This window comes from Amycolatopsis kentuckyensis, from assembly GCF_002155975.1.
Lineage (GTDB): Bacteria > Actinomycetota > Actinomycetes > Mycobacteriales > Pseudonocardiaceae > Amycolatopsis > Amycolatopsis kentuckyensis.
Genome location: NZ_MUMI01000601.1, coordinates 1 through 14,222, shown reverse-complemented (window position 1 = coordinate 14,222; position 14,222 = coordinate 1). Strand labels below are relative to the sequence as shown.

10 protein-coding genes are annotated in these 14,222 nt (G+C 71.5%); 4 read left to right on the top strand and 6 right to left on the bottom strand.

Annotation, left to right across the window (positions count from 1 at the left end):
• Nucleotides 1–450: 450 nt before the first annotated feature.
• The 3 genes from CCN39_RS43345 to CCN39_RS43335 all read right to left on the bottom strand — a co-directional run bounded on the left by CCN39_RS43345 (nt 451) and on the right by CCN39_RS43335 (nt 4,698).
• Nucleotides 451–2,013, bottom strand: coding sequence for an amidase (locus CCN39_RS43345; RefSeq protein ID WP_086852466.1), 1,563 nt, complete (start codon nt 2,011–2,013; stop codon nt 451–453).
• Entirely contained in the window at nt 2,013–3,356 is a 1,344-nt protein-coding gene (gene glnA, locus CCN39_RS43340) for a type I glutamate--ammonia ligase (protein ID WP_086852464.1), read from the bottom strand. The genes CCN39_RS43345 and glnA overlap by 1 nt, the downstream gene beginning before the upstream one ends.
• 61 nt (nt 3,357–3,417) lie before the next feature.
• The gene (locus CCN39_RS43335) at nt 3,418–4,698 is read right to left on the bottom strand and encodes an MFS transporter (protein ID WP_086852462.1); all 1,281 of its coding nucleotides are present in this window, start codon (nt 4,696–4,698) and stop codon (nt 3,418–3,420) included.
• An 87-nt stretch (nt 4,699–4,785) separates the two neighbouring features.
• Here CCN39_RS43335 and CCN39_RS43330 point away from each other — a divergent pair, with 87 nt between their 5' ends.
• Nucleotides 4,786–5,394 carry an LppX_LprAFG lipoprotein gene (locus CCN39_RS43330; protein ID WP_086852460.1) on the top strand — a complete coding sequence of 203 codons (609 nt, stop codon included), beginning with the start codon at nt 4,786–4,788 and terminating at the stop codon, nt 5,392–5,394.
• Here CCN39_RS43330 and CCN39_RS43325 read toward each other — a convergent pair.
• Nucleotides 5,391–6,947: an alpha/beta hydrolase gene (locus tag CCN39_RS43325; RefSeq protein WP_086852458.1), complete on the bottom strand. Its 1,557-nt coding sequence runs from the start codon at nt 6,945–6,947 to the stop codon at nt 5,391–5,393. The genes CCN39_RS43330 and CCN39_RS43325 overlap by 4 nt on opposite strands.
• A 155-nt stretch (nt 6,948–7,102) precedes the next feature.
• Between CCN39_RS43325 and secA2 the strand changes: the two genes are divergently transcribed.
• Nucleotides 7,103–9,442, top strand: coding sequence for an accessory Sec system translocase SecA2 (gene secA2 / locus CCN39_RS43320; protein ID WP_086852456.1), 2,340 nt, complete (start codon nt 7,103–7,105; stop codon nt 9,440–9,442).
• A 381-nt stretch (nt 9,443–9,823) separates the two neighbouring features.
• A complete protein-coding gene (locus CCN39_RS43315; RefSeq protein WP_086852454.1) occupies nt 9,824–11,545 on the top strand; it encodes an NAD+ synthase in 1,722 nt (573 codons plus the stop codon).
• On the opposite strand, the gene CCN39_RS43310 is transcribed toward CCN39_RS43315, so the two are convergent.
• Nucleotides 11,542–12,156 (bottom strand): VOC family protein, encoded by a 615-nt coding sequence (locus CCN39_RS43310; protein WP_086852468.1) that lies wholly within the window; start codon nt 12,154–12,156, stop codon nt 11,542–11,544. The genes CCN39_RS43315 and CCN39_RS43310 overlap by 4 nt on opposite strands.
• An 8-nt stretch (nt 12,157–12,164) precedes the next feature.
• On the bottom strand, nt 12,165–13,502 hold the full coding sequence (locus CCN39_RS43305) for a S8 family peptidase (protein WP_244211273.1): 1,338 nt from the start codon (nt 13,500–13,502) through the stop codon (nt 12,165–12,167).
• An 84-nt stretch (nt 13,503–13,586) separates the two neighbouring features.
• Between CCN39_RS43305 and CCN39_RS43300 the strand changes: the two genes are divergently transcribed.
• Nucleotides 13,587–14,120: a methylated-DNA--[protein]-cysteine S-methyltransferase gene (locus tag CCN39_RS43300; protein ID WP_086852452.1), complete on the top strand. Its 534-nt coding sequence runs from the start codon at nt 13,587–13,589 to the stop codon at nt 14,118–14,120.
• Nucleotides 14,121–14,222: the final 102 nt, after the last annotated feature.

The following is a 14,222-nucleotide window of genomic DNA, read 5'->3' as shown; positions in this document are numbered from 1 at the left end:
GAGTTCTCAAGCAACACACTCTGAATCCATCCGCGTTATCCGCGGGTAAATCCTCGGCAGTTGTTCCAAGCGATATTCACAAGCTTTTGGTCGAGCATGCCTAATCCTACGGGTTTAGTCGTAGGGGGTCGGCGGCCGCTCGTGGGCCGACGCTGAACATTACCCGGTCCGATCCGCGGTGTCAACCCGCTCGTCCCGGCCTGGTCTCCGGGGCTTTCGGCCCCGGTGTGACCCGGTGTTCCTGGCGACGAAGAGAAGATTACATGGCCCGGAACGGGCCCCGAACAGGGGGGTCACTTAACGGCATTGCCGCAGGTCAGAGTGCTCACAGAGGGCTACGAGAGGCTGTGCGGCGGCACGGGCCGGCGGGCACGGATCGGCCGGGCCACCGCTGCGCCGACAACGCCGGCGGAACGCTAGGTCGGCAACCTCGGCAATGCCGGCAGACCGCTACCCCGGCAACGTCGGCAGATACCGGGGCGGGACCCGCACCGGAGCGACCCGGGAAAAGTCCGCCGCCAGCGCCAGCACCCGGGCGTCGGACCACCGCGCGCCCATGAACGAGAGCCCCACCGGGAGCGGGCCCGCGAAGCCGGCCGGCACCGTCACGTCCGGGTAGCCCGCGACCGCGGCCGGTGTCGAGGACGGGATCACGTCGTTGTCCCCCACCGCGCAGTCCGTCTTCCACGCCGGTGGGTTGGTCGGCGACGCGATCGCGTCCAGGCGGTACGCGGCCAGCGTCTCGTCCAGGGACCGGCGGGCGAGGTCGGACAGCTCCGCCCGGCCGGCCCGGTAGCCCGGGTCCGACGGCGGAGGCGCGGCCAGTGCCTGCTCGAACAGCTCCTGCCCGGCGAAGCACGTCCGCTCCAGCGGGTCCGCGCGGTTGTACGCGATCAGCTCCGCCAGGTTCCGCGGCCCGCGCGGGCGGGTCGCCAGGTAGGCGTCGATGTCCCGGTGGAACTCCGTCAGGAGCGCCGGGAACTCCAGCTCGAGCAGCCGGTCCTGGTACGGCAACGTCACTTCGATGACCGTCGCACCCGCCTTGACCAGGGAATTCCGCGCGGACGTCAGGATCGCGTCGGTCGCCGGGCCGAGGACCGGCAGGCGCCAGAGGCCGATGCGGGTGCCGCGCAGGGCACCCGGCCGGAGCAACTTCGCGTAGTCCGTCGGCTGCGTGCGCGGGTAGGTCAGGGTCGCCGGGTCGCGCGGGTCGCGACCCTGCAGGACCGACAGCGTCAGGGCCACGTCGACGACGTTGCGGGCGATCGGGCCCGCGGTGTCCTGCTCGGCGGAGATCGGCACCACGCCGGTGCGGCTGACCAGGCCCAGGCTCGGTTTGTGCCCGACCGTCGCCGTCATCCCCGCGGGACACACGATCGAGCCGTCGGTCTCCGAGCCGATCGCCACCTGGGCCAACGACGCCGCCACGGCGGCCGCCGAGCCCGCGGACGACCCGCACGGGTTGCGGTCCAGCACGTACGGGTTGTTCGTCTGCCCACCCACGCCCGACCAGCCGGACGTCGGCTTCGCGGCGCGGAAGTTCGCCCATTCGGAGAGGTTCGCCTTGCCGAGGATCACCGCTCCGGCGTCCCGCAACCGGGTGATCAGGGTCGCGTCCGCGGCGGGGTGACTGCGCAACGCCCGCGAGCCGGCCGTCGTCCACTGGTCGCGGGTGTCGACGTTGTCCTTGACCAGCACCGGGATGCCGTCGAGCGGTCCGCGCAGGCGATGCGCGCGACGCCGGGCATCACTCGACGCGGCCTGGCCGAGCGCCGAGGGGTTGACCGCCAGTACCGCGTTGACCTTGCCGTCGATCCGGCGGATCCGGTCGAGGTAGGTGCTGGTCAGGCCGACCGCGGTGAGCCGGCCGGACGCCATCCGCGCCTGCAGCGCCGGGATGTCGGCCGAGTCGAGGTCGAACCGCTCAGGGGCCGGCGAGGCCGCGACCGGCGCGGCGGGGACGAGCACGAGTGCGGCGGCCAGGATCGCGAGGAACACCGGCCGCCGCCCCATCAGAGCACCGGCAACAGGGTTCGGAGTTCGTACGGGGTGACCGCGCTGCGGTAGTTGTCCCACTCCACGCGCTTGTTGCGGAGGAAGAAGTCGTAGACGTGCTCGCCGAGCGCTTCCGGCAGGAGCTCCGACTTCTCCATCTCGGCCAGCGCCTCCCCCAGGTTCTGCGGCAGCTGCGAGTACCCGGCGGCACGCCGCTCGGCGTCGCTGAGCTGCCAGATGTTGTCCTCGGCGGGTGGCGGCAGCTCGTAGCCCTTCTCGATCCCCTTGAGCCCGGCGGCCAGGATGACCGAGTACGCCAGGTACGGGTTGCACGCCGAGTCCAGCGTACGGATCTCCACCCGGCGGGATGACGCCTTTCCGGGTGAATACATCGGGACGCGGACGAGCGCGGAGCGGTTCGCGCGGCCCCACGACACCGTCGTCGGCGCCTCACTGCCGCTGATCAGGCGTTTGTAGGAGTTCACCCACTGGTTGGTGACCGCGGAGATCTCCTTGGCGTGGTGGAGCACCCCGGCGACGAAGGCCTTGCCGGTCTCCGACAGCTCGTGCGGGTCTTCGGCGTCGTAGAACGCGTTGCGGTCGCCTTCGAACAGGCTGACGTGCGTGTGCATCCCCGAGCCGGGCTGGTCGGTGAACGGTTTCGGCATGAACGTCGCGCGCACGCCCTGGGTCAGCGCGACCTCCTTGACGACGTAGCGGAACGTCATCACGTTGTCGGCCATCGTCAGCGCATCGGCGTAGCGGAGGTCGATCTCCTGCTGGCCCGGTGCCCCTTCGTGGTGGCTGAACTCGACCGAGATGCCCATCGCTTCCAGGGTCTCGATGGCGTGCCGCCGGAAGTGCGTCGCCGTGGCGTGGCTGGCCTGGTCGAAGTAGCCGCCGTTGTCCGCCGGCTCCGGCTCGCTGCCGTCGTCCGGCATGGTCGAGAGCAGGAAGAACTCGATCTCGGGGTGGACGTAGCAGGTGAAGCCCGCTTCGGCGGCCTTCGACAGCTGGCGGCGCAGGACGTGCCGCGGGTCGGCCCACGACGGGGAGCCGTCCGGCATCGCGATGTCGCAGAACATGCGTGCCGAGTACGGGCCGCCCTCCGGGGTCTCCCACGGCAGCACCTGGAAGGTGGACGGGTCCGGCTTGGCGACCATGTCGGATTCGTAGACGCGGGCGAAGCCCTCGATGGCCGAGCCGTCGAAGCCGATCCCGTCGTTGAACGCGCCTTCGAGTTCCGCCGGCGCGACCGCGACGGACTTGAGGAACCCCAGCACATCGGTGAACCAGAGACGGACGAAACGGATGTCGCGCTCCTCGAGCGTGCGGAGCACGAATTCCTGCTGGCGATCCATGGCCGCACCCTAACCACAGCGTGTTAACGGCATGTTTCGCGACGCGCCGACGCCGCCGAAGTCACGTCGCGAGCACCGCAACGGGTTTCTTCGCGCGGGTGATGGCCAGCGACGCGACCGACGCGATGACCGCCAGGACAGCGGCGGCATACCAGGCCAGGGTGTAGTTCCCGAGCTGGTCGCGGACCAGGCCGGCGGCCGACGCGGCGAACGCGGCCCCGAGCTGGTGGGAGGCGAAGACCCAGCCGAACACGATCGGGCCGGCGTCCCCGAACGCGCGGATGCAGAGCGCGACCGTCGGCGGGACCGTGGCCACCCAGTCGAGGCCGTAGAACAGGATGAACGCCCACATGCTCGGCTGGACGCTGTCGGTGAACAGCTGCGGCAGCAGCGCCAGCGAGAGGCCGCGCAGGGCGTAGTAGACGCCGAGCAGGATCCGCGGGTCGATCCGGTCGGTGAGCCAGCCGGAGAAGATCGTGCCGACGACGTCGAAGACGCCGACCAGGGCCAGCAGGCTCGCCGCGGTCGTCTGCGGCATGCCGTGGTCGTGCGCGGCCGGGACGAAGTGGGTGCCGACCAGGCCGTTGGTCGTCGCGCCGCAGATCGCGAAGCCGACGGCGAGCAGCCAGAACGTCCGGGTGCGGGCGGCCTGGCCCAGCACGGAGAGGGCGCGGCGGACCGATCCGGTCTTCGCCGCCGGGCGCGCGACCTCGGCGTCCGCCGGAGCGCCGTAGGCCGTGGTGCCGACGTCGGCCGGGTGGTCGCGGATCACCAGCAGGACCACCGGGACGACGGCGAGCGCGGCGATCGCGATCACCAGTGACGCCGTGCGCCACCCCGAGTTCACCGCCAGGTTCGCGATGAGTGGCAGGAAGATCAGCTGCCCGGTGGCGCCCGCCGCGGTCAGGACGCCGGTGACGACGCCGCGGCTGCGGACGAACCACCGGGTCGCGACCATCGCGGCGAAGCCCATGGCCATCGAGCCCGTGCCCAGGCCGACCAGCACGCCCCAGCACAGGACGAGCTGCCAGCTCGCGGTCATGAACACCGTGCCGCCCGCCCCGGCGGCGATGACGGTCAACGCCGCCGCCGAGACGCGCCGGATGCCGAAGCGCTCCATCAACGCGGCCGCGAAGGGCGCGAAGAGGCCGAAGAGCACGAGGTTGACCGACACGGCCGAGCTGATGGTGGTGCGGGACCAGCCGAACTCTTCGTGCAGCGGGTCGATCAGGACGCCGGGGGCGGCGCGGAAGCCGGCGGAGGCGAGCAGCGCGACGAAGGCGGCACCGGCGATCAGCCAGGCGCGGTGCAGCTTCGGGGCGGGACGGGTCTCAACGGTCACCCAGGCAGTCTCACCGCGTGCGCGTGACGGCGGAAGTGGCCGGAAGGACATCATCCGCAAGATTCAGGCCAACAGTAGGCTCACGCCATGCCCCGCCTCGCCCTCCTGCTCGCGCTCCTCCTGACGGCCGGTTGCACGGGCTCGCCCGACACGCGAGGCCCCTTCCCGGCGGGCGCCGACCTGGTCCACGAGGCCGCGACGGCGTTCGCTTCGGTGCGGAGCGTGCACTTCGCGGCCGGCGTGAACGGCGTGCTGCCGGGCTTCCCGCTCCGCCAGATCGAGGGCGACGCGACCCTCGCGGACGGCGGCACCGCGACCGGCACGGCCGACGTCCAGGACGGTGACGGGCATTCCAAGTTCCCCTTCACCGTGCACGACAGCGAGGGCCCGTACCGGGTCAGCGCTTTCCTCGGCCCGGCCGGTGGGCTCAAGCGGCTGCTCGACGGAGTGACCGACGCCGAGACCGAAGGCCGCGAGAACGTCGACGGCGCACCCGCGCTGCGGGTCGCCGGCCGGGTGCCCGCCGCCGTCGCGCACAGCGTGCTCGCGCCGATCGACGCCGACCTCAACGTCAAGGTCTGGGTCGCCGACGACGGCGGGCCACGGCGCTTCGTGCGCCTGTGGGTGCAGGTCCCGCCGGCCGGCGACCACCTCAGCCCGGTGATGATCGAGCTGTCGCTGACCGAGCAGGCCTAGCTACCCGAGCAGCGCTTCCCGTCCGGCGGCAGCGTGCCGTCGACCAAGTAGTCCGTGCCCGCCTCGTCCACGCACTTCACGCCCTGCAGGAACACCGTGTGCTGGGTGCCCTCGTAGGTGAGCAGCGCGCCCTTCAGGCCCTTCGCGAGGTTGACGCCGGCCTGGTACGGCGTCGCCGGGTCGTTGGTCGTCGAGATGACCAGCGTCTTCGCCAGGCCTTCGACGTTCGGCACGTGCGGTTCGGACGTGTTGGGCACCGGCCAGAACGCGCAGGCGTCGCGGGCCGCCGAAGCCGGGCGGCCGTCGTCGAGGAACGGCGCCACCTTCACGTACTCCTCCTGCGCCTTGAGGATGACGGCCGGGTCGGTGACGCGCGGGTCGTCGACGCAGCGGATCGCCGTGAAGGCGTCCTGGGTGGTGCCGTACCTGCCGTCGGAGTCGCGCTCGTTGTAGATGTCGGCGAGCTTCTCGAGCGTCGCGCCGCGCTGCTGCTTCAGCTCGTTGAGACCCGTGTTCAGGGTGTCCCAGAGGCTTTCCTGGTAGAGCGCCTGGATGACGCCGGTGGTGGCGTCCTCGTAGGAGAGCTTGCGGCCGTCGCCGACCGGCACCGGGAAGTCGATCAGCGGCCGGACGAGGTCCTGGAACGCCTTGACCGCGCCGCCGGCGTCCGCGCCGAGCGCGCAGTCCTGCTGGGCCGTGCACCACTTCGCGAACTGCGTGAACGCCGTCCCGAAGCCCTGGCCCTGCGCGACGAGGGACTCCACCGCGTCCTGCTCGGGGTCGACCGCGCCGTCGAGGACCATCGCGCGGACGTTCCTCGGGAACGCCTCGGCGTACGCCGACCCGATCCGGGTGCCGTAGGAGTAGCCCAAATAGGTGAGCTTTTCGTCGCCGAGGACCGAGCGGAGGACGTCCAGGTCCTTCACGACGTCGCGGGTGCCGACGTTGGCCAGCATCCCGGTGCCGTCGTCGGTGCGCTGGGCGCACTTGGCGGCGAAGTCCTTTTCCTGCGATTCCTGCTTGAGCACGCCGGCCGATGAGCCGTCGGTTTCGCTGTCGTCGGCGCGGTCGGCGTCGCGTTCGGCGTCGGTCAGGCAGTGGATGGCGGGCTGGCTGGCCCCGATCCCCCGCGGGTCGAAGCCGACCAGGTCGAAGCGCTTGCCGAGCCCGGTGCCGGCCGCCGGCTTGGCCAGCCCCGCGGCCGCGACCATGCCCGACGCGCCCGGACCACCCGGGTTGACCACGAGCGCCCCGATCCGCTCGCCGGTGGCCTTGCGGCGGAGCAGGCCCAGGGTGATCGTGTCCCCGGCCGGCTTCGCGTAGTCCAGCGGCACGGTCAGGCGGGCACACTGGACGTCTTTCGCCTGGAAGGCCGACCGCGAGTCCTCCGACGTCGCGTAAGGTGCGCAGTCGGCCCAGCTCAGGCTCTGGCCGTAGAACCGCTCCAGCCCGGCGGGCACCGGCCCGGACGGCGGGTGCGACTCGGTCGTCGGCGCGGGCGGCTCGGTCTTGCCGGAGGACGTGCACGCGGCCAGCGAGGCCGCGAGCAGCACGGACGTCGCGATCGCGGTGATCCGGCGACGATGGGACCTGGCGCTGGGATGTGGGAACACGGTTGGATCGTCCCATCCGGCCGCGGAACTCGAACGCACCACCGTCGCGTTGGGTGGTGGAGGCCGGTCGAGCGAGAGAGAACGGGAGACCAGGGGTGGCAGCACTGATCAGCCGGATGGGCAAGAAGCTCCGCCGGATCATCCAGCGGCCGGGCAGCGTCGAGCTGACCCGCTACGAAGCACTGCTGCCCGCGGTCGAGAAGCTCGAACCCGAGCTCGAAAAGCTCTCCGACGAGGAGCTGACCGAGCGGGCCAGCAAGCTTCGCGAGACGCTGAAGGACACCGCGTTCGGCGACAGCCAGCTCATCGAGGTGTGCGCGCTGGGCCGCGAAGCCGCCCGGCGGGCGCTGGGCGAGCGCGCGTTCGACGTGCAGGTGCTGGGCACGATGGGCCTGCTCACCAAGCACGTCGTGCAGATGGAGACCGGTGAGGGCAAGACCCTCGCGGGTGCGCTGGCCGCGGCCGGGTACGCGATCCGCGGAAAGCGCGTTCACGTCGTCACGGTCAACGACTACCTGGCCCGCCGCGACGCGGAATGGATGGGCCCGGTGTACGCGCTGCTCGGCGTGTCGGTCGGCTGGGTCGAGCCCGCGCACTCGCGGGAGGAGCGGCGCGAGGCCTACGCCAAGGACGTCACGTACGGCGCCGTGGCCGAGATCGGCTTCGACGTCCTGCGGGACAGGCTGGTCACGTCGGTCGACGACCTGGTCCAGCCCGACCCCGAGGTCGCGATCGTCGACGAGGCGGACTCCGTCCTGGTCGACGAGGCCCGCGTCCCGCTGGTGATGGCCGGCTCGATCGACCACACCGACGCCGACGAGGAGGTCGCGAAGGTCGTCCGGCGGCTGCGCCTCGGCCTGCACTACGAGACCGACAGCGAAGGCCGCAACGCCTGGCTGACCGACGCCGGCGCGTCCGTCGTCGCGAAGTCGCTCGGCCTGGAGGTCGACGACCTCTACGGCGAGACCGCCTCCGACCGGCTGCCCGCGGTGAACGTCGCCCTGCACGCCCACGCGCTGCTCACCCGCGACGTCGACTACCTGGTCCGCGACGGCAAGGTCCAGCTCATCAACGCCGCCCGCGGCCGCGTCGCCGAGCTCCAGCGCTGGCCGGACGGCCTCCAGGCCGCCGTCGAGGCGAAGGAGCAGGTCACCGCGACCGACCGCGGCGAGATCCTGGACTCGATCACCGTCCAGGCGCTGCTGGCGCGCTACCCGGAGGTCGCCGGCATGACCGGGACCGCGGTCGCCGTCGCCGAGCAGCTGCGCGAGTTCTACGAGCTCGAGGTCGCGGTCATCCCGCCGAACACGCCGAACATCCGCGAGGACCTCGAGGACCGCGTCTTCGCGTCGCCGTCGCAGAAGCTGCGGGCGATCGAGGAGGAGATCCGCACGGTGCACGAGACCGGGCGGCCGATCCTCGTCGGCACCCAGGACGTCGCCGAGTCCGAAGAGCTGGCCGAGAAGCTCGCGAAGGTCGACCTCGAGTGCGTCGTGCTCAACGCGCGCAACGACGCCGAAGAGGCCGCGATCATCGCCGAGGCCGGCAAGAAGGGCGCGGTCACCGTGTCCACGCAGATGGCCGGCCGCGGTACCGACATCCGGCTGGGCGGCACCGACGGCGCGACCCGCGAAGAGGTCGTCGAGCTGGGCGGGCTGCACGTCATCGGCACCGCGCGGTACCCGTCGAGCCGCCTCGACGGCCAGCTGCGCGGCCGTTCCGGCCGGCAGGGCGACCCGGGCAGCGCGATCTTCTTCGCGAGCCTGAACGACGAGCTCGTGCTGTCGAACGCGCCGGACGTGCCCGAAGGCATCGTCGACGACGAGGAGACCGGCGAGATCAAGGACCCGGCGGCGCTGCGGCAGCTCAACCACGCCCAACGCGTCGCCGAGGGCGTCGACCTGGAGATCCACCGCAACACCTGGCGCTACACGCGGCTGATCGAGCGGCAGCGGCGGGACCTGCTGGTGCACCGCGACAAGGTGCTTCGCACCGCGTACGCGGCGGAGCAGTTGGAGAAGGCGCACCCGGAGAAGTTCGGCGAGCTGAAGGAAAAGCTGGACGACCAGGACAAGCTGGAGCAGATGTGCCGCGAGGTGCTGCTGTTCCACATCGACCAGCTGTGGTCCGACCACCTGGCGTACCTGACCGACGTCCGCGAAAGCATCCACCTGCGGGCGCTGGCCCGGGAGACGCCGCTGGACGAGTTCCACCGCGCGGCGATCCCGGAGTTCCACAAGATCATCGCCGAGGCCGACTCGCGGGCGGCGAAGACGCTCGAAGAGGCGGAGCTGACCGACGAGGGCATCGACCTCGGCGACGCGGGCGTCCGGCGCGCGAACACGACGTGGACGTACCTCGTGCACGACAACCCGTTCGACTCGGACTTCGAGCAGACCATCAAGAAGGTCCGGAGCATGATCAAGCGGAAGTAGCTTTTCCGCGGGAGGCCCCCGTCCGGTTCGCCGGGTGGGGGCCTTTCGTTTGCCGGGCCGGCGAACATGAGCAAGGTTCCGGCCCTGTTCCGGCGCGATCTCGAAGACCTCCGGCGAGTCACTGGTGGGCGCGGCGCGATGCGGGCCGAAGGTCAACGGCGCTCCGGAGCGCCTGGCATGCACCGGCTGCGACGTCCCTCGCGACTTCGACGGCCCGATGACGTGGTTGCGGGCGCACCCGGAGTCCGAAGGCGTCGTCAGACACCACCCGGACGGGCGGATGGCGAAGCTCAAGCACCGGGACGCCGTGGCTCGGCCTGAGCGTGGCATTTCGCCCACATTCGCTCGGCCTTCCGGGTGACGGTGAGCCAGAATGACGGCATGCCGCAACTGCGCATCGCGCTCGCCCAGGTCAACCCCACCGTCGGCGACCTCGACGGCAACGCCGAGCTGCACGTCGAGTGGACGCGGCGGGCCGCCGAAGCCGGCGCGCACGTCGTCGTCTTCCCCGAGATGTCCCTGACCGGCTACCCCATCGAGGACCTCTCGCTCCGCAAGACCTTCGCCGCCGCCTCTCGGCAGGGCGTCGAGTCGCTGGCGCGCCGGCTCGACGAGGCCGGCTGCGGCGAGGTGCTCACCTACATCGGCTACCTCGACCTCGACGAAATCGGCCCGCGCGACGCCGCCGCGGCGCTGTACCGCGGCGAGGTCGTCGCCCGGCAGTTCAAGCACCACCTGCCCAACTACGGCGTCTTCGACGAGCACCGCTGGTACAAGCCGGGCACCACGCTCGACGTCGTCCGCTTCCACGGGCTCGACATCGGCATGGTCATCTGCGAGGACGTCTGGCAGGACGGCGGGCCGATCTCGGCGCTGGGCCGCGCCGGCGTCGACCTCGTCGTGGCGCCGAACGCGTCCCCCTACGAGCGGTCGAAGGACGAGCAGCGGCTGCCGCTGATCGCCCGGCGCGCCGCCGAAGCCGGGGCGCCGCTGGTCTACACCAACCAGATCGGCGGGCAGGACGACCTGGTCTTCGACGGCGACTCGCTCGTCGTCGGCGCGGACGGCACGCTGCTGGCCCGCGCGCCGCAGTTCGTCGAGCACCTGCTCGTGCTGGACGTGGACCTCGCCGCGGGCGGGCACGCCGCCGACGGCGAACTCGAAGGCCTGCACGTCCGGCGCCGGGTGCTGAGCGCGGACCCGCTGCCGGCGTACCCGGCGACCGCCGAACCGGTGATCAGCGAGCCGCTGTCGGACGAGGCCGAGGTGTGGCACGCGCTCGTCGTCGGGCTGCGGGACTACGTGCACAAGAACGGCTTCTCGTCGGTGATCTTCGGGTTCTCCGGCGGCATCGACTCGGCGGTCTGCGCGGCGCTGGCGGCGGACGCGCTGGGCGGCGACAACGTCTACGGCGTCTCGATGCCGTCGAAGTACTCGTCGGGGCACTCGAAGGACGACGCCGCCGACCTGGCGCGGCGGATCGGCGCGCACTACCGGGTCGAGCCGGTCGAGGACATGGTCCGGGTGTACGTCGACCAGCTTTCCCTGACCGGCCTGGCCGAAGAGAACATCCAGGCGCGGACGCGGGGCATGCTGCTGATGGCACTGTCCAACCTGGACGGTCACCTGGTGCTCGCCACCGGCAACAAGACCGAGCTCGCCGTCGGGTACTCGACGATCTACGGCGACGCGGTCGGCGCGTTCGCCCCGATCAAGGACGTCTTCAAGACGCACGTGTGGCAGCTGGCGCGGTGGCGCAACGCCGAGGCGGCGAAGAACGGCGAGACCCCGCCGATCCCGGAGAACTCCATCACCAAGCCGCCGTCGGCCGAGCTGCGGCCGGGCCAGGTGGACACCGACTCGCTGCCGGACTACGAACTGCTGGACGACATCCTCGACGACTACGTCGAGGGCGACCGCGGGTACGCCGACCTGGTGTCCGCGGGCTTCGACCCGGAGACCATCGACCGCGTGGTGCGGATGGTCGACAAGGCCGAGTACAAGCGGCGCCAGTACCCGCCGGGCACGAAGATCACGTTCAAGGCGTTCGGACGGGACCGCCGGCTGCCGATGACCAACCTGTGGCGCGAGGGCAAGGCCTAGCTCAACGCGACCTGGCGGCCTTCCGGAGTGCGGAGGGCCGCCGTCAGGCCGGCTTTGTCCGCGCGGCGGACCAGCAGTTCCAGGCCGAGCGCGTCGGTCACCGCCAGCACCGAATCCGGGTCCGGGTGGGTGCCGGTGACCATCAGCAGCGGCAGGGACGGCAGGTCCCGCGTCGTCGGGTGCGGGGTGCTGCCCCAGTCGATGAGGAACGGGTGGAGGGTGCCCGGGACGCTCGGCGGGGTCAGGCGCCAGCTCAGCGTTGCGCCGTCGCCGGTTTCGCGGGACATCTCCCTCGGGTCGCCCGGGTCGAAGCCGTGGGCGCGGGCTTTCGCGACCGTCGCGTCGAGGTCCGTCGTGCGGACCGCCCAGGCGACCAGCGCGGGCTCGGTCAGGTCGTCGATGCCGAACGGCCGGGGTGCCCCGGGGTCCGGCTGGTCCGGGTCGGGGCCGATGACCTCCAGGTACATGCCCGCGCCGAGGTCGGCGAGGTGGTTGGCGGTGCCGATGCCGACGTGGCGGCCGCCGGGCGCGGGCGTGACCCCGGTGAGGGCGGCGACCCGGGCGACGGCGTCGGCGAGGTCCGGTCCGGCGTAGACGAGGTGATCGAGCACGAGCGCCATCATCCCGCGCCGACGGCCCTCGCCGCATCGACCATCCCGTGGCCGTAGTAGGTCGTTCCCTGCTTCGTGGTTGCGCAGGTGCTGTCCGGGCAGGACAGTGGCGTCGCCGTGGCGAAGAGGGCGCGCTTGATGCGTTCGGCGCTCCAGTGCGGGTGCTCGCTCGCGATCAGGGCGGCGACGCCGCTCGCGTGCGGCGCGGCCATCGACGTCCCGTTCGCGGACCGGTATTCGCCGTTCGGCCAGGTCGACCAGACGCGCGCGCCGGGCGCGGCGACGCTGATCCGGGTCGCCGAGTAGTTGGAGAAGGTGGCTTTGACGAGCTTTTCGTCGAGCGCGCCGGTGCCGACGACGCCGGGGAGCTCGTGCGGGAGCCGGGTGCAGGTCGGGTCGATCCGGCGCTCCACCGGCGTGCTGTCGGCCGGGCTCTCCTTGTCCACCGATCGGGTGTCGAGGTTGATTCCGGCGTTGCCGGCGGAGGCGACGACGAGGACGTTCCGGCGTTGCGCGTACGCGACCGCGCGGCCGACGGCGAGCTTCGCGGCGGCCTGGTCCGGCTGGTCGTCGCAGTTGTAGCGCCACGGGATCGAGCGGTAGCTGTTGCTGGCCACGGCGAACCCGTGCTCGGCGGCCCAGACGAAGCCGCAGACCATGCTCTCGGCCGTCTCGGTGTCGTCGAGTTCGGCGAGTTTGACGGCGGCGATGCGGATGCCCGGCGCGACGCCGACGACGCCGGTGCCGTTGCGGGCCGCGGCGATCGTGCCCGCGACGTGCGTGCCGTGGCCGTCCAGGGTGGGGCGCCAGGCGCCGGGGCCGCGGTCGGGCCAGCCGGACAGGCAGGAGACGGAGTTCTTGCGGTCGAACGCGGCGTTCAGCTCCGGGTGGGTGTCGTCGACGCCGACGTCGAGGACGCCGACGACCGTGCGCTTGCTGCCTTCGGTGACCGCGTGGGCCTCCGGGAGGTGCAGCGCCGGGACGTCCCATGCGGTGCCCTCCGGCGGGACCAGGCCGGAGTTCGGCGAGTTCGGCCCGGTGTAGCGGAGGTCCTTGCGGGACGCGAAGAACTCCTTCGGGATCTTCGCGGTGCGCGTCGCGCCGACGGCGTCGATGCCCGGTGTGTTCCGGACCTTCGCGGCGAAGTCGTCCTTCGCGGTGTACGCGACGACGACGCCGATCTGCGGGTAGCTGGCGACGACCGTGCCACCGGCCTTCTTGATGACGAGCTCGGCCCACCCCGTGTGGTGCGTGACGACGACGTGCGGCATGACCAGCGGGTCGGCGGCCGCCGGAGTCGCGATCAGGCCCAGCAAGAGCGCTGTCGCCAGGATGATTCGCCGCACGCGTCCTCCTCGAATTCGCCCAAACCGAACTTAGCGATCATTTGCGGCGGGGCGGTACCCCTCTTCGGTCGTAGGCTGGACGCCATGACGACGGGGTTCACGGTGTTCGACACGGCGATCGGCGCGTGCGGGCTCGCCTGGCGCGACGACGTCGTGATCGGGACGTCGCTGCCCGAAGGCAGTGCTTCGCGGACGCGGGCCTGGCTGGTCCGGCGCTTCCCGGACGCCGTCGAGGGGACTCCGCCGGCGCCGGTGCGGGAGGCGGTGGCCGGGATCGTGGCGCTGCTCGGCGGCGCGCGTCAGGACCTGGCTTCGGTGGCGCTGGATTTCTCGGGCGTGCCGGAGTTCAACCGGCGCGCGTACGAGGTCGCGCGGACGATCCCGCCGGGCAAGACGCTGACGTACGGCGACATCGCGCACCGGCTCGGGCAGCCGGGATCGGCGCAGGCCGTCGGGCAGGCGATGGGGCACAACCCGTTCCCGATCATCGTGCCGTGCCACCGCGTGCTGGCGGCCGGCGGGAAGGACGGCGGGTTCTCGGCGCGGGGCGGCGTCGGGACGAAACGCCGGATGCTCGTGATCGAAGGCGCGCTGGCGGACGAGCCGACGCTGTTCTGAGCCTCCCGCGGTGTGTTCGGAGGGCCAGCACGCGTGATCGGAAGCCGCACTCGCGTGATTGAAGGCGGAACTCGCGTGATTGGAGGCGGAACTCGCGTGATT

Coding starts and splice junctions, on each gene's coding strand:
- CCN39_RS43330 (WP_086852460.1), top strand. CDS start 4,786: ATGCCCCGCCTCGCCCTCCTGCTCGCGCTCCTCCTGACGGCCGGTTGC.
- CCN39_RS43300 (WP_086852452.1), top strand. CDS start 13,587: ATGACGACGGGGTTCACGGTGTTCGACACGGCGATCGGCGCGTGCGGG.
- CCN39_RS43345 (WP_086852466.1), bottom strand. CDS start 2,013: ATGGGGCGGCGGCCGGTGTTCCTCGCGATCCTGGCCGCCGCACTCGTG.
- CCN39_RS43315 (WP_086852454.1), top strand. CDS start 9,824: ATGCCGCAACTGCGCATCGCGCTCGCCCAGGTCAACCCCACCGTCGGC.
- glnA (WP_086852464.1), bottom strand. CDS start 3,356: ATGGATCGCCAGCAGGAATTCGTGCTCCGCACGCTCGAGGAGCGCGAC.